General features: G+C 73.2%; 6 protein-coding genes. All 6 read right to left on the minus strand.

From position 1 onward, the window contains the following. Position 1: 1 nt before the first annotated feature. From ACIBO2_RS42285 to ACIBO2_RS42310, 6 genes are read right to left on the minus strand one after another with little or no spacing between them, the layout of a single operon-like run. Positions 2 to 5,530 carry a type I polyketide synthase gene (locus ACIBO2_RS42285; protein ID WP_397303988.1) on the minus strand — a complete coding sequence of 1,843 codons (5,529 nt, stop codon included), beginning with the start codon at positions 5,528 to 5,530 and terminating at the stop codon, positions 2 to 4. Between the two features lie 22 nt (positions 5,531 to 5,552). Beyond that, positions 5,553 to 12,110, minus strand: a complete 6,558-nt coding sequence (locus ACIBO2_RS42290) for an SDR family NAD(P)-dependent oxidoreductase (protein ID WP_397303989.1) — start codon at positions 12,108 to 12,110, stop codon at positions 5,553 to 5,555. Then, positions 12,100 to 18,534, minus strand: coding sequence for an SDR family NAD(P)-dependent oxidoreductase (locus ACIBO2_RS42295; RefSeq protein WP_397303990.1), 6,435 nt, complete (start codon positions 18,532 to 18,534; stop codon positions 12,100 to 12,102). The genes ACIBO2_RS42290 and ACIBO2_RS42295 overlap by 11 nt, the downstream gene beginning before the upstream one ends. A 3-nt stretch (positions 18,535 to 18,537) precedes the next feature. After that, complete coding sequence (locus ACIBO2_RS42300; protein WP_358549887.1) at positions 18,538 to 19,821, minus strand: activator-dependent family glycosyltransferase; 1,284 nt, start codon at positions 19,819 to 19,821, stop codon at positions 18,538 to 18,540. Between the two features lie 44 nt (positions 19,822 to 19,865). Then, complete coding sequence (locus ACIBO2_RS42305) at positions 19,866 to 22,430, minus strand: ABC transporter permease (RefSeq protein WP_358549885.1); 2,565 nt, start codon at positions 22,428 to 22,430, stop codon at positions 19,866 to 19,868. Continuing rightward, complete coding sequence (locus ACIBO2_RS42310) at positions 22,430 to 23,206, minus strand: ATP-binding cassette domain-containing protein (RefSeq protein WP_358549883.1); 777 nt, start codon at positions 23,204 to 23,206, stop codon at positions 22,430 to 22,432. Before ACIBO2_RS42310 ends, ACIBO2_RS42305 begins: the two co-directional genes overlap by 1 nt. Positions 23,207 to 23,216: the final 10 nt, after the last annotated feature.

A 23,216-nucleotide genomic window follows, 5' to 3' on the forward strand; every position in this document is an offset into this window, starting at 1 on the left:
GTCAGGAGAGCCAGGTTTCGATGGCGTGCGCCATGGACGGAGCCTGGTCCTCCAGCATCGTGAAGTGGTCGCCCTTCACCTCCCGCTCGGTGTGTTCGGTGTGCCAGGTGGCGCGCCAGTCCCCCGAGGGGGACTGCGACAGCGGCGTGTCCGGATGGAGGAAGAGGATGGGCGCCGCCACCTCGCCGAGCTCGCATTCGCGGAACAGCTTGTAGTAGCGGCCCATCGCCGACAGGCGGGAGTTGGTGAAGGGCCCGAACGCGTCTTCCCTGTCGAACATGCCCTCGACCATCTGCGTCCCGAGGTCGTCGATCACCTTGTCCTCGGGCATGAAGGTGTCGAGCAGGATCAGCCCGGCCGGGTGGACGCCGATGCCCTCCAGATAGGTGGCCGCGGCGTGCGCGAAGATCCCGCCGGCGCAGTAGCCGAGGAGGGCGAAGGGCTTGCCGTCCGCCGCGTTGAGCACGCTGTGCGCCCACATCCGCACCGCGGCGTCGGCCGTACCAGGGAGACTCTCCTCTGGGGCGAAGCCGAGGACGGGCAGGGCGAGCAGGTCGCGCACCCCCTGGAAGTTCGCCGCGAGCCGGGCGAACTGGGCCGCTCCCCCCAGCGCCATGGGCGTGCTGAAGCAGAACAGCGCGGGCTCGGCGGGGCCGGTCGCCAGCTTGAGCGGCGGCGGGATCTCACCGAGCTCGTCGGGCGAGCCGAAGGAGGGGCGCAGGTCGGCCACGGCCCGCAGCACGGCCAGGCCCTCGTGCGTCTTGCCGGTGCGGGCCGCCTCGCCGAACAGCGCGCTGAGGCTGTCGCCCGCGTGCGGGTCGCCGGTCCGCGTACCGCCGAACTCCTCCGACAGGTGCCGGGCCAGGGCGGTGGGACTGGGGTGGTCGAAGACCACGGTGGCGGGCATGCGCAGGCCGGTGGCCGCGGCGAGGCTGTTGCGCAGCTCGACCGAGGTCAGTGAGTCGAACCCGGCCTCCAGGAAGTTCTGGTCGGGGGCGATCGAGTCGGCCCCGGAGTGACCCAGCGCCCGCGCGGCGTGCGCCCGCACCAGGTCGCGCAGCCGCTCGACCCGCTGCTCGGCCGGCAGCCCGGCCAGCTCCGCCGCGAACGACGGGTCGTGCGCGTCCTGACCGGCCGCGTCGCCGTCGGCGGCCAGGATCGCCTGTACGTCGGGCAGCGCGCGGAGCAACGGCCGCGGCCTGGCGAGGGTGTACACGGAGGCGAAGCGGGTCCAGTCGATGTCGGCCACCACGCGGTGCGACTCGTCGTGGTCGAGGACCTGCTCCAGGGCGCTCACCGCCGCGTCGGGCTCCATGACGCGGACGCCGAGCCGGCGCAGGCGCGCGCCGACCTCCTCGTCCACCATGCCGCCGCCGCCCCAGGCGCCCCAGGCGACCGAGGTGGCCGGGAGCCCGCGAGCGCGCCGCGTGTGGGCCAGCGCGTCCAGGAACGCGTTGGCTCCCGCGTACGCGGCCTGTCCCGCCTGGCCCCACACCGCCGAACCCGAGGAGAACAGCACGAATCGCTCCACCGGGTGGCCGGCCGACAGCTCGTCGAGGAGCAGCGCTCCGGCGATCTTGCCTTCGACCGTCTCCGCGAACTCCGCGAGCGTGCTGTCGGCAAGCGGCACGTCGTCGCCCACGACCCCGGCCGCGTGCACGATCGCGGTCAGCGGGTGCCCGCCGGGCAGGGCGTCGAGCACGCGGCTCAGCCCGTCGCGGTCGCCGACGTCGCAGGCGGTGACGGTGACCTTGGCGCCGAGCGCCGTCAGCTCGGCCTCCAGCTCGACGACGCCCGGGGCGGCCGGGCCACGGCGGCTGATCAGCGCGAGGTGATCGGCGCCGCGGGCCGCCAGGCGGCGGGCGAGGTTCGCGCCGACGCCGCCGGTGCCGCCGGTGATGAGCACGGTGCCGTGCGGCCGCCAGGGGGTCTCGGGTGCCGCCTCGCCGAGCGGCGCGCGCTCCATCCGCCGGGCGAAGACGCCCGCCGCCCGTACCGCCAGTTGATCCTCGCCGTCCAGCCCGGACAGCGCGCCGCAGAGGCGGGCGACGCCGCGTTCGTCCAGTTCGGCGGGCACGTCGATCAGCCCGCCCCAGGTGTCGGGATGATCCAGCGCGAGGACGGTGCCGATGCCCCACGTCACCGCCTGGGCGGGGGACTGGAGTTCGGCCGCGCGCTCCACGGCCACCGCGCCCGAGGTGATCGCCCACAGCGGCGCGGAGATCTCCGCGTCCGCGAGCGCCTGCACCAGCGTGACGGTCATGACCGAGCCACGGGACAGGACGGGGTGGGCCGGGTGGGGGCGGTCGTCGAGTGCCAGCAGGGACAGCACTCCGGTGACCGGCTCGTCGGGGAGCGCGTCGCGCAGGGTACGCCCGAGCGCGGCCCGGTCGTGGTCCCGCACCTGGATCGGCACCACCTGGGTGCCCGCCTTGGCCAGCCCGTTGACGATCGAAGCGGCGTCGACGCCGTCGGTGTCCGGCAGGGCGACGATCCAGGCTCCGGTCAGCGTCGCGTCGGCCGCCTCCCGTACCGGCCGCCAGGCCACCTGATAGCGCCAGGAGTCCAGCGTCGCCGCCTGCCGCATCTGGCGGCGCCACGCGGACAACGCGGGCAGTACCTCGTCCAGGGCGGCCGGGTCCACCTCGGCGAACCGCGGCACCTCCCCTCGGTCCACCGCTTCCCAGAACCGGCCGTCGAGCGGATCGGCGGGCGAGGTGATCGCGGGCGCGGACTCCAGCCAGTAGCGCTCCCGCTGGAAGGCGTAGGTCGGCAGGTCCACCCGGCGGGCGCCGGGGTAGAGCGCGGTCCAGTCCACGCCGACGCCGCGTACGTGCAGCTCGGCGAGCGAGGTGAGCATGCGGACCGGCCCGCCCTGCTCACGGCGGAGCGTGCCGATGACCACGGCGTCCCGGCCGAGGGCGTCGAGGGTCTCCTGGATGCCCATGGTGAGCACCGGGTGCGGGCTGGACTCGACGAAGACCGTGTGACCCTGTCCGACCAGCGCGTGGACGGCCGCGTCGAACCGTACGGTCTGACGCAGGTTGGCGTGCCAGTACGCGGCGTCGAGCCCGGCGGTGTCGATCCAGTCACCGGTCACCGTCGACATCATCGGCACGTCGCCCGTTTTCGGGGTGATCGGCGCGAGGTCGCGCAGCAGGCGTTCGCGCAGCTCGTCGACCTGGGCCGAGTGTGAGGCGTAGTCAACCGGGATCAGCTTGGCCCGGATCCCCTCGGCGGTGAGCTCCGCGACCAGGTCGCCGAGCGCGCCAGGTGCCCCGGAGACCACGGCCGAGCGTGCGCCGTTGACCGCGGCCAGTGAGTACTCATCCGGTCGCCGGGCAAGGCGCTCGGTCAGCTCTTCGACCGGCAGCCCGACGGAGGCCATGCCGCCACGGCCCGCGAGCACGGCGCCGATGGCCTGGCTGCGCAGGGCGACCACGCGGGCGCCGTCCTCCAGCGACAGGCCGCCCGCCACCGTGGCGGCGGCGATCTCGCCTTGGGAGTGGCCGATCACCGCGTCGGGACGCACGCCGTACGAGCGCCACAGCCCGGCCAGCGCCACCATGACCGCCCAGAGCAGCGGCTGGACCACGTCCACCCGCTCCAGCGGCGGCGTGCCCGGCTCGCCGCGCAGCACCCGGGCCGGCGACCAGTCCACGAACGGCTGGAGCGCGCGCTCGCAGGCGGCGAAGTGCTCGGCGAAGGCCGGCGACTCGTCGAGCAGTTCGGTGGCCATGCCTGTCCACTGCGAACCCTGGCCGGGGAAGACGAACACCGTCTTGCCCGGTGCTCCGGCCACCCCGCTTACTCCGGCGGGGACCTGTTCGCCCGCGGCGAGGGCGCGGACGGCGGCCAGCAGCTCCGCACGGTCCCGGCCCACTGCGACGGCGCGATGACGGTAGGCCGTACGGGTGGTGGCCAGGGAGAAGCCGATGTCGGCGGCGGACTGGCCGGGGGGGCGCGCCACGTGGGCGCCGAGCCGGTCGAGCTGGGCACGCAGGGCGGCCGCGCTCTTGGCCGACACCGTCCACGCGACCGCACCCGTTGTCGCCGTCGCGTCCGCTGGAGATGCGAGGGCGGCCGGGGCGGCGTCAGTCGAGGCGAGGTCGGTCGGCGCGGGGTTGGTCGGCGCGGGGTCGTCTGTTGGGGCCTGTTCGAGGATCACATGCGCGTTCGTGCCGCTGACGCCGAACGCGGACACCCCGGCGCGCCGAGGCCCGCCGCTGTCCGGCCAGTCGACGGCTTCGGTCAGCAGCCGGACGTTCCCGGCGGACCAGTCCACGTGGGACGAGGGCTCGGACACGTGCAACGTCTTAGGCAGCAGGCCCGCCCGCATGGCCAGCACCGCCTTGATCACCCCGGCGACCCCGGCTGCGGACTGGGTGTGGCCGATGTTGGACTTGATCGACCCCAGCCAGAGCGGCCGGTCGGCCGGGCGGTCGGCGCCGTAGGTGGCCAGCAACGCCTGCGCCTCGATGGGATCGCCCAGCGTGGTACCGGTGCCATGCGCCTCGACGAGGTCCACGTCGGCCGCTGCGACTCCGGCGTCGGCCAGCGCGCGGCGGATGACCCGCCGCTGGGACACCCCGTTCGGGGCGGACAGGCCGTTGCTGGCGCCGTCTTGGTTGATCGCGGAGCCGCGGACGACCGCGAGCACCGGATGACCGTTGCGGCGCGCGTCGGACAACCGCTCCAGCAGCAACAGACCGGCGCCCTCGCCCCAGCCGGTGCCGTCGGCGTCGTCGGAGAACGCCTTGCACCGCCCGTCGGGCGCCAGGGCGCGCTGGCGGCTGAACTCCACGAAGATGTCGGGGGTGGGCATGACGGTCACCCCGCCGGCCAGCGCGAGCGTGCTCTCTCCGCTGCGCAGCGACTCGCACGCCCAGTGCAGCGCCACCAGCGACGATGAGCAGGCCGTGTCGATGGTGGCCGCGGGTCCCTTGAGCCCGAACACGTACGAGATCCGGCCCGAGATCACCGCGGTGGAGTTGCCCGTCAGCAGGTGGCCCTCCGCTCCTTCGGCGGGTGCGCCGAGGCTGCCTCCGTACCCGTCGGCGAAGGCGCCGACGAAGACGCCCACCTGGCTGCCCTTCAGCGAGCGCGGGTCGATGCCGCCTCGCTCGAACGCCTCCAGCGCCACCTCCAGCATCAGGCGCTGCTGCGGGTCGGCGGCCAGCGCCTCCCGAGGTGAGATGCCGAAGAATCCGGCGTCGAAGTCGGCGGCGTCGTGCAGGAACCCGCCCTCGCGCGTGTACGTGGTGCCCGGACGAGTCAGGTCCGGGTCGTACAGGGTGGACAGCTGCCAGCCCCGGTCGTCCGGGAACAGTGACACACCGTCGCGGCCGTCCGCCACGAGTTGCCAGAGCCCCTCGGGGTCGTGCACGTCCCCGGGGAACCGGCAGCTCATGGCGACCACCGCGATCGGCTCGTGTTCGCGGGCCTCGGCCTCGCGCAGCCGTTCCCTGGCCTGCTGGAGATCGGCGGTCACCCGCCGGAGGTAGTCGAGGAGCTTCTGCTCGTCCGCCACGTCACGTCACCTTCCGGAAGTTTCAGAGCCCCTTGTCGATCAACGCGAACAGCTCGTCGGCGCTCGCCGACTCCACGGTCTGGCCGGTGTCCGCCTGTTCGCCGCGCCATTGCGCCAGCAGTCCGCGCAGCCGGGCGGTGACCGTCGACCGTGTCTCCTCGTCGGGCGTGAGCGCGCCGAGCAGGCGTCCCAGCCGGTCGAGTTCCTCCAGCGCCCGCTCGCCCGTGGGCCGGTCGTCGGGCGCGATCTCCGTGAGCAGGTATTCGGCCAGCGCGATCGGCGAGGCGTGGTCGAACGCCAGCGTCGACGGCAGCCGCCGATCGACGGCGGTGTTCAGCCGGTTGCGCAGCTCTACCGCGGTCAGCGAGTCGAACCCCAGCTCGTCGAACGGCCGGTGCGGGTCCACCTCTTCGGCGGAGGCGTGCCCGAGCACGGCGGTGACCTGGTCGAGCACCAGGTCGAGCAGGATCCGCCGCCGCTCCGGTTCCGGAAGCCCGGCCAGTCTGGCCTGCAGACCGGCGCCGGAGCCGCGGTCGGCGGAGGCGGCGCGGCGCGGGCGGGCTCGTACCAGCTCGCTGAGCAGCGGCGGCAGTGAGTCGCCGCGCGCGCCCAGCGCCTTGACGTCCAGGTGAATCGGAACCAGGGCCGCCTCGGCCCGGAGCAGGGCGGTGTCGAACAGCGCCAGGCCCGTCTCCGGGGTGAACGGGACGATGCCCTCGCGGGCCATCCGGGCGACCTCCGCCTCGGCGAGCGTGTCGAGCATGCCTCCGCCGCCGGTCCACGGGCCCCAGGCCAGCGAGGTTGCCGGGAGCCCCCGCACCCGCCGCCGGTGGGCCAGCGCGTCCAGGAACGCGTTGGCGGCCGCGTAGTTGCCCTGCCCCGCGCTGCCCATCGTCCCGGCGGCCGAGGAGAACATGACGAAGGCCGACAGGTCGAGGTCGTGCGTCAGCTCGTGCAGGTTGAGCGCCGCGTCCGCCTTGGGCCGCAGCACACCGTCCATCCGCTCGGGGGAGAGCGCGGTGATCGGTCCGTCGTCCAGGACGCCCGCGGCGTGCACCACGGCCGTGAGCGGACGGCCCGCGAGCAGCTCGGCGAGCGCGTCGCGGTCGGCGACGTCACAGGCCGCGATCTCGACCCGCGCGCCGAGCTCCGCGAGCTCGGCGCGGAGCTTCTCGGCACCCTCGACGGCGGCGCCGCGACGGCTGGTGAGCAGCAGATCGCGTACGCCGTGCCGGGCGACGAGATGGCGGGCGACGAGCCTGCCGAGCGCGCCGGTGCCGCCGGTCACCAGCACGGTCCCCTCAGGGTCGAGGGGCGCCGGGACCGTCAGTACGACCTTCCCGATATGCCGGGCCTGCGACATGTACCGGAACGCCTCGGGGGCGCTCCGGAGGTCCCAGGCCCTCATGGGGAGCGGCTTGATCTCGCCCTGCTCGAACAGGCGCAGAATCTCGCGCAGCATCTGACCGATCCGCTCGGGACCGGCCTCGACGAGGTCGAACGGCGTGTAGCGGACGCCGGGAGCGATCGGCTCCGTGTCCCGGATGTCGGTCTTGCCCATCTCCACGAACCGGCCACCCGCTGACAGCATGCCCAGGGAGGCGTCGATGAACTCACCGGCCAGCGAGTTGAGCACCACATCGACCTGGCCGAACTTCTGCGCGAACTCCAACGTCCGCGACGAAGCCACATGCGCGTCGTCGAGGGTCGTCGCCGCCCACTTGCCAGGACTGGCCGTACCGAACACCTCCGCGCCCAGCCAGCGGGCGAGCCGCACCGCCGCCATGCCGACCCCACCGGCGGCCGCGTGCACCAGCACCCGGTCCCCTGCTTGCAGGCCGGCCAGATCGACCAGGCCGTAGTAGGCGGTCAGGAACGCCACCGGCACCGACGCCGCCTCCGCGAACGACCAACCGGCGGGCATCGGCGCCACCTGCCGGTGATCCGTGACCATCAGCGGGCCGAACGCACCGCCGTCGAACAGCCCGAACACTTTGTCTCCGGGAGCGAACCCGGTGACGCCGGAGCCGACCTCGACGACCACGCCGGCGCCCTCCAGCCCCATCGCACCGCTCTCGCCCGGGTACATGCCGAGGGCGTTGAGCACGTCGCGGAAGTTCATGCCGGCCGCGCGTACGGCGATCCGGATCTCGCCCGGCCGCAGGGGCGCGACGGCCTCGGGCGCGTCGACGAAGGCCAGACCGTCCAGCGTGCCCTTGGCCCGGCTGTCCAGCCGCCAGGCGGCGCCATCGGACGGCGGTGTGAGGCCGGGGTCGGGCGCGGGGGTGAGCCGGGCCGCGAGCAGGGTGCCCTCTCGCAGGACGAGCTGCGGCTCGCCGCTGTGGGCGGCGGCGGCAATCAGGCTGGTGGAGACGGCGTGGTCGCCGATGCCGTCGCGGCCGTCGCGATCATTGCGGTCGTCGCGATCATTGCGGTCGTCGCGGTCGTCGCGGTCGTCGAGGTCCAGGAGGACGAACTGGCCGGGGTTCTCGGCCTGCGCGGATCGGACCAGGCCCCACACCGCGGCGCCTGGGAGGTCGCGCCCGCTGTCGGGGGCGATCGCCTTCCTGGTGACGAAGAGGAGCCGCGACTCGGCGAGGCGCGGGTCGGCGATCCAGGTCCGAACCAGGTCGAGCGCACGGTGGACCGCCAAGCGGACCGCGTCGGCGGTCGCGTGGGTGGTCGCGTGGGTGGTCGCGTCGGCCGTGGCATCGCCGGTCGCGTCGCTGGTGGTGACGGGCCGGTCCGTGACGGTGGGGTTCACGATGACGAGCTCGGGTGGGTCCTCTCCCGAGTCGAGAGCCCGGAGCAGCGCGGCCAGGTCGTCGTATGTCTCGGCACCGGCGATCTCACCGCCGCCGATGGTCCAGCACCGGGCCAGGGACACCGGCTCGGCCGGGATCGGCGTCCAGTCGAGGCGGTACAGCGCGCGTTCCGCGCCGGGTCGTGGACCGGAGAGCGTGTCGAGGGTGATCTGGCGCAGGACCAGCGAGCCGATCGACACCACCGGCTGACCGAGCGGGTCGGCCGCCTCCAGGCGGAAGGAGTCCTCTCCCATCGGGGTCACCCGTACGCGCAGGCTGGACGCCCCGGCGGCGTGCAGTTCCACGTCGGCCCACGTGAACGGCAACGCGGTGTGCTCGGCCGAGGCGGGACTGAACCCGAAGGCGTGCAGCGCGGCGTCGAGGAGTGCGGGATGCAGACCGAAACGGGCCGCGTCCGCCGCCGCGTGCTCGGGCAGCTCGATCTCGGCGAAGACCTCCTCGCCACGGATCCAGGCGGTCCGCAGCCCACGGAAGGTCGGACCGTAGGGAAGCCCCAGATCGGCGAGCCGCTCGTAGAGTCCATCCACCTCGACCTGCTGGGCATCGGCCGGCGGCCACGAACTCGCCTCAAACGCGCTGACCGGGGAGCCCGAGGAGTTCGGGGCGAGGGCGCCGGTGGCGTGTCTGTCCCATGGGGCGTCGTCGGTCTGTGAGTACATCGTGATCGTCCGGGTGCCCGAGTCGTCCGGATCGCTTACGACGATCTGCAGCCGGACGCCCCCGTGCCCCGGAACGAGCAGCGGCCGCTCCAAGGTCAGCTCCTCGACCTTCCCGCAGCCGACCTGGTCGGCCGCCCTGATGGCGAGTTCCACCAGGCCGGTGCCGGGGAACACGGCCGCCTCGCCGACCACGTGATCGGCGAGCCAGGGGTGCGAGGCGAGGGAGAGCCGGGCGGTGAACAGGAATCCGCCCGAGTCGGGCAGCTCGACCCCGGCGCCCAGCAGCGGATGGTCCGGGGCGTCCAGCCCGATGGACGAGGGGTCACCGCTCGACTGCGCGGCGTTCAGCCAGTAGCGCCGGTGCTGGAAGGCGTATGTGGGCAGGTCCACCCGGCGGGCGCCGGTCCCGGCGAAGAACCGTTCCCAGTCCACCGCCGCGCCACCGGCGTGCGCCTGCCCGACCGCCGTCACCACCTGCTCGGCCTCGTCCCGGCCGCGACGCAGCGCCGGTACGAACACCGGGCCGCGCCCGTCCTGGGGCTCGGGCACGCACTCCTGCCCCATCCCCGACAGCACCCCGTCGGGGCCAAGCTCGACGAAGGTCCGTACGTCCTGGCCATGGAGAAAGGCGACGCCGTCGGCGAACCGCACCGCTTCGCGGACATGGCGCACCCAGTACTCGGCCGTGAACTCCCGCACCGGCGCACCGGTCACGTTCGACACGACCGGGACCGACGCGCTCCCGTACGACAGGCCCTCGGCCACCTCGCGGAAGGCGGCCAGCATCGGCTCCATCCGGGGTGAGTGGAAGGCGTGACTGACCGGCAACCGGCGGGACTTGGCGAAGCGGCCCGCGACCCGCAGTACCGCCTCCTCGTCACCGGACAGGACCACCGAGGCGGGCCCGTTGATCGCCGCGATCACCACTCCACCGGTGTCTGAGAGAACCTGCCCGGCGTCCGCGTTCCCGACGCCCGCGAGGACACGCCCGGCGTCCTCTTCGCCAACCTCGGCGAGGATCCGCCTGGTCTCCTCTTCTCCGGCCTGGACCGCGACCATCGCCCCGCCGGTCGGCAACGCCTGCATCAGCCTGCCCCGGGCCGCCACGAGCGCGCACGCGTCGTCCAGCGACAGCACTCCCGCCGCGTGCGCGGCCGCCACCTCTCCGATCGAGTGCCCGAGCAGGAAGTCGGGAAGGACGCCCCACGACTCCACCAGCCGATAGAGCGCCACCTCCACCGCGAACAAGGCGGCCTGGGTGTACCCCGTCTGGTCCAGCAGCTCCGGCCGCTCCCACATCACCTCCGTCAGCGGACGCTCCAGCAGCGGGTCCAGCCGCGCGCACACCGCAGCCAGGTGCTCGGCGAACACCGGATAGGCCGCCACCAGCTCGCGCCCCATCCCCACGCGCTGACTCCCCTGTCCGGTGAACAGGAACGCCAGCTTCCCGCCGCTCACCACGCCGTCGGCCACCTGCGACAGACCCGCCAGCAGCCCGGCGCGATCCGACGCGGTCACCACGGCACGATGCTCCAGAGCCGCCCGCGCCGTCGCCAGCGAGTAGGCCACGTCCGGCAGAGCAGCGTCTTCCCGCTCCTCCAGGTAGGACCTCAGCCGCTCCGCCTGAGCGCGCAACCCGGCCGCGCTCCTCCCGGAGATCGGCAGCGGCAGGGCCGGCAGAGCCGCCGGCGCCACCGGCTCTTCGTCCGACGCCTCGACCGCTTCCAGGACGACATGGGCGTTGGTCCCGCTGATGCCGAACGACGACACGCCCGCCCGGCGCGCGCGCTCGCCGCCGGACCAGGGGATCGGCTCGGTCAGCAGCCGGACGTTCCCGGCCGACCAGTCCACGTGCGAGGACGGGGTGTCGACGTGCAGGGTCCTGGGCAGTACGCCGTGCCGCATCGCCATGACCATCTTGATCACACCGGCGACGCCGGCGGCGGCCTGGGTGTGCCCGATGTTGGACTTGACCGTGCCCAGCCACAGCGGCCGATCCTCCGGACGGTCCTTGCCGTACGTGGCCAGCAGCGCCTGCGCCTCGATCGGATCGCCCAGGGTCGTACCGGTGCCATGGGCTTCCACGGCGTCCACGTCGGCGGGAGACAGCTCGGCGTCGACCAGCGCCTGGCGGATCACCCGCTGCTGGGACGGCCCGTTCGGCGCGGTGAGCCCGTTGCTGGCGCCGTCCTGATTGACCGCACTCCCCCGCACGACCGCCATCACCTGATGGCCGTTGCGACGCGCGTCCGACAACCGCTCCAGCAGCAACAGACCCACACCCTCGGCGAACGCCGTACCATCCGCCGCCTCCGCGAACGCCTTGCACCGCCCATCCCGCGCCAGACCCCGCTGCCGGCTGAACTCCACGAAGATCTCCGGCGTGAAGATGATGGTGGCGCCGCCGCTGATGGCCAGGGCGCACTCGCCCCTGCGCAGCGACTCACAGGCCAGATGCAGCGCGACCAGGGACGACGAGCACGCCGTGTCCAAGGTGACGGCCGGACCCTCCAGACCGAGGACGTATGCGATGCGGCCGGACATCACGGCCGTGGAGCCGCCGGTCAGCAGATGGCCCTCGACCCCGTCGGGGAATCCGGCCGGGCCGACGCCGTAGCCGGTGGAGGCGGCGCCGACGAAGACGCCCGTCTCGCTGCCCCGCAGCGCCGCCGGGTCGAGGCCGGCCTGTTCGAGCAGTTCCCATGAGGTCTCCAGCAGGAGCCGCTGCTGCGGATCCGTGGCCAGCGCCTCTCGCGGGCTCATCCCGAAGAAGCCCGCGTCGAAGTCACCCGCGTCCGTCAGGAAGCCGCCCGTGCGGACGTAGCACGTACCGGCGCGCTCGGGATCGGGGTCGTAGAGCCGCTCCAGGTCCCAGCTGCGGTCGGCGGGGAACTCCGACATCGCGTCCCGGCCTTCGGCGACCAGGCGCCAGAGCTGTTCGGGGTCGTTCACTCCGCCGGGCAGGCGGCAGCTCATGGCCACGATCGCGATGGGCTCGTGCCGCCGGGCCTCCATCTCGTCCATCCGGCGATGGACCGTCTGGAGTTCGGCGGTCGCCAGCCTCAGGTATTCGCGGAGCTTGCCGTCATTCGCCATCAGACTCAGACCTCCGTCGCGAGGAGCCAAGCGCGTTGTCGAGGATTGTGAAGAGCTCGTCGTCCGTGGCCGACTCGTACTGCTCGGACCCGTCCTGTTCGGACTCGGGCGTCTCGCCTTGCAGGTCGTTCCATTTGCGGACCAGTGACCGCAGCCGGGCGGTGATCGCGGGCCGGTCGTCGGTCGCCGTCACCGTGGTGAGTGCGGCTTCCAGCCGGTCGACCTCGGCGAGTACGGCGGCGGAGTCCTGGGCGGCCGGGCGGAACGCCTCTCCCACCCGGTCCGCGAGGGCGTTCGGCGTGGGGTGGTCGAAGACCAGGGTGCTGGGCAGGCGCAGGCCGGTGGCGGCGCTGAGCCGGTTGCGCAGCTCGACGCCGGTCAGCGAGTCGAAACCCAGCTCCTTGAAGGCCCGGTCGGGTAGCACCGAGTCGGGGCTCGGGTGCCCGAGCACGCCGGCCGCCTCGGCGCGGACGAGCCGCACGAGCTCGGCCTTGCGTTCCTCCTCGGGCAGGCCGTCGAGCCGGTGTTTCAGTGTCGTGACGCCGGGCTGGGCGGCCCGCCGTACGTGGGTGCGGGTCTGGTCGCGGACCAGGCCGCGCAGCAGCGCCGGCGGCGGGGTGGCGCTCGACCGCAGCGCGGCGAGGTCCAGCCGGATCGGCAGCAGCACGGGCTCGTCCACGGTCCGCGCCGCGTCGAACAACGCCAATCCGTCGGCGGAGGGGATCTGGACGAAGCCGGACCGTGCCATGCCACTCATGGCGGTGTCGTCGAGGTGCGCGGTCATGCCGCTGCGTTGCTCCCAGAAGCCCCAGGCCAGCGACATCGCGGCGAGACCGTGCGCCCGCCGGTGGGCCGCCAGCGCGTCCAGGAACGCGTTCGCCGCCGCGTAGTTGCCCTGCCCGGCCTCACCCAGCACGCCCGCCGCCGAGGAGAACAGCACGAACGCCGACAGATCCAGACCCTCGGTCAGCTGGTGCAGCTGCCAGGCCGCCTCGGCCTTGGCGCCCACCACCGCGTCGACCTGCTCGGCCGTGAGCGACTCCACCATTCCGTCATCCAGCGCCCCGGCCGCGTGCACCACGGCGGACAGCCGATGTTCCGCGCGCAGGCGGTCCAGGAGCCCGGCCAGCGCCGTACGGTCGGCGACGTCGCACGCCACGATCTCGGCCCGCGCTCCCGAGGCCGCGAGTTCGGCGCGCAGTTCCTCCGCGCCGGGGGCCTCGATGCCTCTGCGGCCCACGAGCACCAGATCGCATACGCCGTGCTCAGCCACAAGGTGCCGGGCCACCAGCCCGCCGATCATCCCGGTGCCTCCGGTCACCAGCACGGTGCCGTCCCGGTCGAACGGGACCGGCAACGTCAGTACGACCTTCCCGACATGCCGGGCCTGCGACATGAACCGGAACGCCTCCCGCGCCCGCCGCACGTCCCACACCTGGATGGGCGACCGCTCGAACACGCCCTCCTCGAACAGGCCCAGGACCTCGGCCAGCATCTCGCCCAGACGCTCCGGCCCCGTGTCGATCAGGTCGAAGGCGGTGTAACGGACCCCGGGGGCGATCGTCTCCGCGTCCCGGATGTCGGTCTTGCCCATCTCCACGAACCGGCCACCGATCGGCAACATGTCCAGCGAGGCGTCGATGAACTCCCCGGCCAGCGAGTTGAGCACCACGTCCACCTGGCCGAACTTCTCCGCGAACTCCAGCGTCCGCGACGAGGCCACATGCTCCTCATCCAGCGGCAACGACGCCCACTTGCCGGGGCTCGCCGTACCGAACACCTCCGCGCCCAGCCAGCGCGCCACCTGTACGGCGGCCATGCCGACCCCACCGGCGGCCGCGTGCACCAGCACCCGATCACCGGCCCGCACACCGGCCACGTCCACCAGGCCGTAGAACGCCGTCAGGAACGCCGCCGGCACCGAAGCCGCCTCCGCGAACGACCAACCGGCGGGCATAGGAGCCAGCAACCGCCGATCGGTCACTCCCACGGGACCGTACGCGCCATCGAGCAGCCCCAGCACCCGATCACCGGGCACCAGATCGGTCACGGCCGAGCCCACTTCCAGCACCACACCGGCGACCTCGCCGCCGATCGGGACGTCGCGCTCCGGGACCATGCCCAGTGCCACGACGACGTCGCGGAAGTTCATCCCGGCCGCCCGTATCGACAGCCGTACCTCGCCCGGTTCCAGCGGGCGGGCCGCCTCCGGGCACGGGACCAGCGCCAGGCCGTCCAGCGTGCCCGTGCCGGTGGCTTCGAGCCGCCACGGCTCGCCGCCCAAGGGCGGCAGCAGCGCCTCGCCGGTCGTGGCCCGCGCCAGCCTGGGCACCCATACCGCTCCGCCGCGTACGGCCAGCCGCGGCTCGGAGAGGGCGGCGAGCACGGCGGGCACCGGCACCTCGGAGTCGTCGAGATCCAGCGTCACGAACCGGCCGGGGTGCTCCGACTGCGCGGACCGCATCAGGCCGAGCACCGCGGCGGCGGCCAGGTCGGTCACGTCCTCGCCGTCCAGGGCGACCGCTCCCCTGGTGACCAGGGCGAACGTGGACTCCTCGAACCGGTCGTCGGCCAGCCAGGACCGTACGGTGGCCAGGGCCCGATGGATCGCCGCCCGCACGTCTCCGCCGCCCGAGAAGGTGACGAACACCAGCTCGGGAGCCGACGGCAAGGAGGCCAGATCGGGATAGACGGGGGCGCCCAGGGCAGCGGCGAGCCCAGAACCCAGCCCGCTCGCGTCGACCACGGCGCAGCGGCTCGGCGAGGGCGTCGGCGTCGGGTCGCCGGTGTACGGCGAGGCGATCCAGCTGACGCGGAACAGCGACTCGCGGCGCGGATCCGGCGCCGACGACGCGAGCGGCCGGGACAGCAGCGACTCCACGGCGGCCACCGGGGCTCCCGAGGGGTCCGCCAGCCGCAGCGAGATCTCGTCCGGACCCGACGGGGTCAGGCGGACCCGCAACGTGGACGCGCCCTCCGCGTACAGCGACAAACCGGACCAGGTGAACGGCAGGCTCACCCCTGCGGCGGCGCCGTCCAGCAGCGACTCCGCGTGCAACGCGGCGTCGAGCAGCGCGGGATGCAGGCCGAAGCCCCCCGTCTCCCGCTGTGGCAGGGTGACCTCGGCGAACACCTCGTCCCCGAGCCGCCACGCGGCCTGGAGCCCGCGGAACGGCCCGTCGTAGTCCAGACCGCGCTCGGCGAGGCGGTCGTAGACATCGGTCACGTCGACGGCCTCGGCGCCCGGCGGCGGCCAGGCGGACAGGTCGAAGTCCGCGGCGGGACGGGCGGCCGACACGACGCCGGTCGCGTGCCGGGTCCAGTCCGTGTCGTCCTCGGGGCGCGCGTGCAGCGTCAGCGGCCGTCGCCCGGTCTCGTCCGGCGCGTCGATCCGTACCTGCACCACCACGGCGGCCTGCGCGGGCAGCGGCAGCGGCGCCTCCAGGACCAGCTCCTCCAGCAGGGCGCAGCCGACCTGGCGGCCCGCGCTGACGGCCAGCTCGGCGAAGGCCGCACCGGGGAACAGGACCGTGCCGGACACCGTGTGGCCGGCCAGCCAGGGGTGCGAGCGCAGCGACAGCCGGCCGGTGAGGACGACCTCGTCGGAGTCGGCCAGGGACAGCGCCCCGCCGAGGAAGGGGTGGTCGGCCGCGGTCAGGCCCGCCTGCTCGACGTCGGCCGAGTCGCCGGCCTCCAGCCAGTAGCGTTCGCGCTGGAAGGCGTACGTGGGCAGGTCCACCCTGCGGGCGTCGGCCGAGGCGAACAGCGGCGTCCAGTCGACCGGCGCGCCGTGCGCGCAGGACTCCGCGACCGAGGTGACGAACCTGGCCGCCGCGTCCTCGTCGCGGCGCAGCGAGCCGATGGCCACCACGCCGGCGCCCGCGGCCTCGGCCGTCTCCTGGACCGCGGCGGTCAGCGTCGGGTGCGGGCTGACCTCGACGAACATTCCGTAGCCCTGCTGGACCAGGCTCTGGACCGCCTGCTCGAAGCGCACCGGGCGGCGCAGGTTGGTGTACCAGTAGGCGGCGTCGAGCTCGGCGGTGTCGAGCGGCTCGCCGGTCACCGTGGAGCAGAACGCCACCTCGGCCGTCCAGGGGACGATCCCGGCCAGGTCGGCCAGCAGCCGGTCGCGCAGCGGCTCGGCGTAGGCCGTGTGCGAGGGGTAGTCGACCGGGATCATCTTGGCTCTGACGTTCTCGGCCTTCAGGAGGTCGAGCAGTTCGTTCAGTGCCGCCGAGTCGCCGGCGACCACGACCGCGGTCGGGCTGTTCACCGCCGCTATCGACAGGCGCTCCGCCCACGGGGCGAGCCGGTCGAGCGCCTCGGCGGGCGGCAGCGAGACGGCCAGCATGCCGCCGCGGCCGGACAGGTCCTCGGTGATGGCCCGGCTGCGGAGGGCCACCACCTTGGCCGCGTCTTCGAGGGACAGCGCTCCCGCCACGCACGCGGCGGCGATCTCGCCCTGGGAGTGCCCCACGACGGCCTCGGGCTCGACACCGTAGGAGCGCCACAGGCGCGCCAGCGAGACCATGACCGCCCAGGCCGCGGGCTGGATCACGTCCATCCGGTCGAGTGGCCACGCGGGCGACTCGCCGCGCAGGACGTCCATCAGCTTCCAGTCCACGAACTTCTCGAGCGCGTCCGCGCACTCCGCCATGCGGGCGGCGAACGGCGGCGCGGCGTCGAGCAGCCCGAGGATCATGTCCTTCGACAGGACGGCCTGGCCGGGGAAGACGAAGGCCACCCGGGGCGAGGCGGTCGCCGTGCCGTACACGACGTTCGGGGCGGGGACCGCGTCCGCGACGGCGCGCAGGCCCGCCAGGAGGGTGTCACGGTCGTCGCCGATCACCGCCGCGCGGTACGGGAGGGCGGCGCGCGAGCTGACCAGGGAGTGGCCGACGTCGACCGGCGGCAGCCCGGGGTCCTGCTCGACGCGGGCGGCCAGTCGCCCGGCCTGGGCCCGCAGCGCCTGCTCGCTCTTGGCCGTGACCATCCAGGGCACCACCGGGCAGGCCGTCTGCTCGCGGGGGGTCTCGGCGTGCGGGTGTTCCTCGATGATGACGTGCGCGTTGGTGCCGCTGACGCCGAACGAGGAGATGGCCGCGCGGCGCGGGGTGTCCTCCACCGTGTCCCAGGGGACGTTCTCGGTCAGCAGGGCGATGCTGCCGGACGACCAGTCCACGTTCGGCGAGGGCTCCTCGGCGTACAGGGTCTTGGGCAGGGTGCCGTGCCGCATCGCGAGCACCATCTTGATCACCCCGGCCACGCCGGCGGCGGCCTGGGTGTGGCCGATGTTCGACTTGATCGAGCCCAGGTAGAGGGGTCTGTCCTGCGGGCGGCCCTGGCCGTAGGCGGCGAACAGGGCGCGCGCCTCGATGGGGTCGCCCAGCGTCGTACCGGTGCCGTGCGCCTCGACCACGTCGACCTCGGCGGGCGTCAGGCCCGCGGCGGCCAGCGCCCGGGCGATCACCCGCTGCTGGGACGGGCCGTTGGGCACGGTCAGCCCGCTGCTGGCGCCGTCCTGGTTGATCGCGCTGCCGCGGATCACGGCCAGCACCTGGTGACCGTTGCGGGTGGCGTCCGACAGGCGCTCCAGCAGGAGCATGCCCGCGCCCTCACCCCAGCCCGTCCCGTCGGCGGCCGCCGAGAACGCCTTGCACCGGCCGTCCGGCGACAGCCCGCGCTGCCTGCTGAACTCCACGAACGTGCTCGGGGTAGACATCACCGTGACCCCGCCGGCCAGTGCCATGGCGCACTCGTCCTGGCGCAGGGCCTGGGCCGCGAGGTGCAGCGCCACCAGGGAGGACGAGCACGCCGTGTCCACCGTGATCGCCGGGCCTTCCAGGCCCATCAGGTAGGAGACCCGGCCGGAGGCGATGCTGCCGTCGCTGCCGTTGCCGATGTAGCCGCCGAGGTCGGCGGGCACGGCGCGGACCCTGGAGCCGTAGTCGTGGTAGATGACTCCGGCGAAGACGCCCGTGGCGCTGCCCCGCGCGGAGGCCGGATCGATGCCCGCGCCTTCGAAGGCCTCCCACGCGGTCTCCAGCAGCAGCCGCTGCTGCGGATCCATCGCCAGCGCCTCGCGCGGGCTGATCCCGAAGAAGTGCGGGTCGAACTGAGCGGCGTCGTGCAGGAATCCGCCGGAATTCGTCAGGCTCTTGCCGGGACTGTCCGGATCCGGGTCATAGAGGTCGACGTCCCAACCCCGGTCGGAGGGGAACGGCGAGATCGCGTCGGTCCCGGCGACCAGCAGCCGCCACAACTCCTCGGGCGTGCCGGCGTCGCCGGGGAAGCGGCAGCTCATCCCGACGATCGCGATGGGCTCGGCGTCCCTGTCCTCGGCCTGCCGCAGCCGGCGGCGGGTCTCCCGCAGGTCGGCGGTGGCCCGCCTGAGGTATTCCAGCAGCCTGGTCTCGTTGTCCACGGCTCATCTCCGGGTCGGGGAAGCCGCCTGGTGACGGGCGACCAGCTCTTCTAGATCACGTACGCCGTCGGCGGGGGTCGGCGTCTTCGCCATGTCCTGCTGGATCCGGACCGCGTTCCGCCGGAACCCCTCGTCATCCAGCAGCCGCACCAGCCCGTCGCGCAGCGTCCGCGCCGAGAGCTGCTCGGGCTCGATGACCAGGCCCGCTCCCTGCTGGGCGATCTGAAGGGCCATGCCCGTCTCGTCGTAGAGCTGGGCGGGGACGATGAGCTGGGGCACACCCTGGGTGATGGCCGTGCAGGTGGTCCCCGTGCCGCCATGGTGGACGATGGCCGAGCAGCCGGGCAGCAGGGAGTTGAGCGGGACGAAGTCCACGATGCGGACGTTCGGCGGGACCTTCGCGCCGTCCAGCTGGTTCTCCTTCAGGGTCGCGACCACCTCGACGTCCAGGTCGGCCACGGCCTCGAACAGCTCGGCGGCCCCGACGCTGCCGCGCCCACCCCAGACCTCCCTGCCGGACACCCCTAGGGTGAAGCAGACGCGCCGCCGGGACGGCGGCTCCCGGAGCCAGGCCGGGATGGTCGAGGGGCCGTTGTAGGGGATGAAACGGACGCGCAGGTGGTCGTCCTCGCCGGGGAAGCGCAGCCAGGCCGGCATGGAGTCGACCGTGGCCTGGCCGAGGATCACCTCCTCGTCGAAGTCGCAGCCGTACGCGGCCAGCTTCGCCGTGATCCACTCGACCACGGGGTCCTCACGCGGATCGTCCGGTCGCTCCGCGCGCAGCCGGAGGAACAACGAGCGCATCCGCGCCCAGTGATCGCGGCCGAAGGTCGTCCGTACCTGCGCCGCGCCGCAGGCCCGGGCGGCCACGGGGCCCGGAAAGGTGATGGAATCCCAGACCACCAGGTCGGGCTGCCAGCTCCGGCAGAAGGCGACCAGGTCGGCGTACATGGACTCGTCAGTGATGAAGTCCAGGGCCATCGGGGAGCAGAAGGCGTCCAGGCAGTCGCGGACGTACTCGTACGTGAGCACCTCGGGGCGCTCCTCCGCGATGTCGTATCCGGAGCCGTAGATCTGCCGGTCAAGCGGTGTTTCCAGCAGCCGCTCGGCCACATCGGACTTTCCGCCGACCGATAAAGCGGTCAAGCCGGTCCGGGTAATGGCGTCGACGATGTCCGGCTGGCCGGCAACGATTACTTCGTGGCCCGCGGCTTTCATCGCCCAGGCGATGGGGACCATCAGAAAGAGGTGCGCGTTTGCCGCGTGTTGAGTGAACAGAACACGCATGAACAATTCCTCCAAATTATTTATCGCGTCGAATGGGACGCTACCTATGCGCGGATGACCGCCCGACCCCTAGGGGACCCCTCACGCTCCCCTGTGCGCGGCCGGATGATCGCCCACACGGGAGACAGCGTCGCCACCAGGGCGGACAGCGTGGCGGAGCAGATCACGGCCAGATAGACCCATGCCGGCCCCGGGGGCATCGGTGAGCCGTTGACCGCCATGGCGAACGGAATCAGGATGGGGGCGACCGCCGCCGTGCCGAGCACGACGCCGACCATGGCGACCACCACGGCCTCGATCCCCACCATGCGCAGGATCTGGCCACGGGTGAACCCGATCAGGCGCTGCAGACGGAACTCTCTGCGCCGCGAGCCGGCTCCCATCGCCTGGGCGCTGATCACCGAGATGCCGGCGAAGATGATGATCACTCCGGTGAACAGATAGTTGATCCAGGCCCGGGTCCGCCCCTGCTCAACGGCGGTCATGGACGGCCCGATGCCGTCACTGACCCGCAGCGTGGGCAGGCGGCCCGTCGCCTCGACGAGGTCGGCGCGCAGTTTGCGCGGGTCGCCGCCGGGCGCCGCCCGGACCAGGATCTGGGTCGGCGAGCCGGCGGTCGTGTGGGCGGCGAGCAGCGTGGCGGGCATGAGGATCATCTCGCCGCCGGGCCGGTCCGCGAGCAGCGCGACCACCCTCAGGTCCACTTTGGCGCCGTCTCCCAGTCGCAGGGTGATCGCGTCGCCGATCCCCTTGCCGAGCTCGCGGGCGTGCTGCCGGGTGAGGGCGACGGAGTCGCCACGCAGCCCGGTGAGCGTACCCGCGGTGAGGGAGATGTCCGTGACCCCCGCCGCGCCGTCCGCCGTGAGGCCCAGGAGCGGCCAGCCGTGCTCGCTCTGCGATGGGTCGTACGGGCTCTCGACGAACCCGCTGCTGGTCGCCAGCTCCGACGCGGCCATGACCCCTGGGACGGACCGGACGCGGCCGAGCAGACCGGGACCGAGGCCGCCGGTGATCACGTGGTCGGCCCGCAGGTCTTCCAGGCGGACCTGCCGGACCTGGTCGGCCTGCGTCATCTGCAGATAGATGTTCGCGGTGCTGATCCCGGTCGCGAGCATGATGGGCAGGATCGCGGTGGCCATGCCGAACGGCCGGGCGCAGCTGTTGAGCAGGGCGAGGCGGCCGATCGTCCTGGGCCGGGCGCGTACGGCCCGGCCGACCAGCCCGCTCATGGCCTTGGTCATCCTGGACGCCACCACGGCCACGCCGAGGATCACCACGATCGCGGCGAGGCAGGCGACGCTCACCGCGGCCGAGCGGATCATCACCATGGCCGAGCAGATCGTCGTGCCCACCACGCCGAGGCAGATCAGGGCGAGCGCCGCCCGTGCCCGGTCGAGCCCATGGTCCTGCGGCACCGAGCTGAGCGCCGTGGCCGGGCGAGGTCGCGCGGCCCGCCAGATCGGGAAGAAGGCGGCCGCCAGCCCGGTGCACAGGCACACCGCGGCCGCGAGCGCGGCCGGGAGCCAGCCCGGGTCGAACCGCAGCGCCGCCGGTACGACTCCGTCGCGCACCAGGTGCCCGAACAACTGACCGCCGAGGTGGCCACCGAGCACCGTGCCCGCCGCCGTGGCGACCACCGCGATCGTCGTCACCTCACCGAACATCATCAGGCGGACGCGGCGCGGCGGCGTGCCCATCGCCTGCAGCAGCGTCAGCTCCGGCGCCCGGTGCTCGACCAGGAGTTTCATGGTGCTGACCAGGACGAGCATGCCGACCAGGAGCGTCGTGCCGCCGATCAGGCCGGCGATGGTGATCAGGTTCTCGCGGCCGGCGCGCGCCTGCGCGAACTCGGCGAGCCCGCGGTCGTCCCCGGTGAGCGTCACCGCGGACTGGCCGCGCAGGGTGGCGCGCACCCGGTCGGCGAGCGCCTGCTCGCCCGTCCCTGGCACGGGGATCACGGCTATCGCGTCCACCGAGTCCGGATGGCCGGACAGCCACCGCGCGTCGTAGGGCGTGAAGAACATCGCGGCCGCCGTAGCGGTACGTCCCGCCGCCGGGGCGACCACGCCGGTCACCCGGAAGGTGGCGACGGCGCCACGGGCCACGACCTGGATCCTGTCACCCACGTGGCCGCCCGATCGCGCGGCGAGCGCCGCGTCCAGCACGACGTCTCCGGCCGTCGCGGGCGCGCTGCCGGACCGCAGCTCGTACGGCAGCAGCCCCGCCGAGGTCCATTCGTGCCCCGTGGCCCGGGGCGCGGCCCCGCCGAGCATGGTGACGGGGATGGAGACGTCGCCGATGACGTCGGCGACGCCGGGCACCGCCCGCACGGTCTCCAGCAGGGACCGACTCAGGCGTACGGTCTCGGACAGGCTCGCCCATTCGGCGTCGTCGTCGCGGGGGTCGGCGTCCGGCAGCCGGTAGGACGGGTCGCCCGCGACCACCACCGCGGCGCCGGCCAGCCGCTCGGGCGGGAACGCGGCCTGGATCCCCGCCGCCATCAGCCCCGCGCAGGCCGCCACGATGGCGGTGGCGGCGAAGACCGTGGCGAGCACCGCCGAGAACGCGCCCCTGCGGTGGGACAGTGTGCGCAGGGCCAGGCGCCACATCAGGACGGCTCTCCCCGGTCCCACATCGCCAGGTGGGCCATCCGTTCCGCCGCCGCCTTGCCGGGCGGGAGCTCCAGCTCCTCCACGACCCGGCCGCCGGCCATGAAGAAGACGTGGTCGGCGTAGGCCGCGATCCGCGAGTCGTGCGTGGCCACCACCACCGTCTGTCCCGCCCGCGCCGCTTCGCGCAGCAGGCCGAGCACCTGGCCGACGCCCTCGTTGTCCTGCGCGCAGGTGGGCTCGTCGGCGAAGATCACCGGCGCCCGGCCGACCAGGGCCCGCGCCACCGCCACCCGCTGCTGCTCGGCGAAGGACAGCCGGTGCGGCAGGTCGTGCAGGTGGTCGGTCAGGCCGATCTGGGCGATCACCCGGTCCAGCAGGACGGTGTCGACGCTCCGGCCGGTCAGGTAGCCGGGCAGCGCGATGTTCTCCGCCACGTTGAGCGCGGGCAGCAGATTGGACCCTTGGAAGACGAAACCGAGCCGGTCACGCCGCAGCCTGGTCAGCGACGCGTCGTCGAGGTCGGTCAGCTCCTCGCCGTCGAGGAGCACCGACCCTGACGCCGGCCGCTCCAGTCCTGACGCGCAGCGCAGCAGCGTGCTCTTGCCGGACCGCGACGGCCCGATGACCGCGGTGAGCGCCCGTTTCCGGCAGCCGATCGTGACGCCGCTCAGCGCCTCGAAGCTGCCCTTCCTCGTGTGGTACGTCTGTCGTACGGAATTCAACCGAACGATGTCGTCCTCTTCGCTCCTTGGATTGTCCGCAGGTCTGCTCATAGAACGGATG

It is taken from the genome of Nonomuraea sp. NPDC050022, from assembly GCF_044460705.1.
GTDB lineage: Bacteria > Actinomycetota > Actinomycetes > Streptosporangiales > Streptosporangiaceae > Nonomuraea.

Bases quoted from the DNA above. Each gene is read 5' to 3' on its own strand.
- ACIBO2_RS42290 (WP_397303989.1), bottom strand. From the start codon at position 12,110: ATGGCGAATGACGGCAAGCTCCGCGAATACCTGAGGCTGGCGACCGCC.
- ACIBO2_RS42300 (WP_358549887.1), bottom strand. From the start codon at position 19,821: ATGCGTGTTCTGTTCACTCAACACGCGGCAAACGCGCACCTCTTTCTG.
- ACIBO2_RS42310 (WP_358549883.1), bottom strand. From the start codon at position 23,206: ATGAGCAGACCTGCGGACAATCCAAGGAGCGAAGAGGACGACATCGTT.
- ACIBO2_RS42305 (WP_358549885.1), bottom strand. From the start codon at position 22,430: ATGTGGCGCCTGGCCCTGCGCACACTGTCCCACCGCAGGGGCGCGTTC.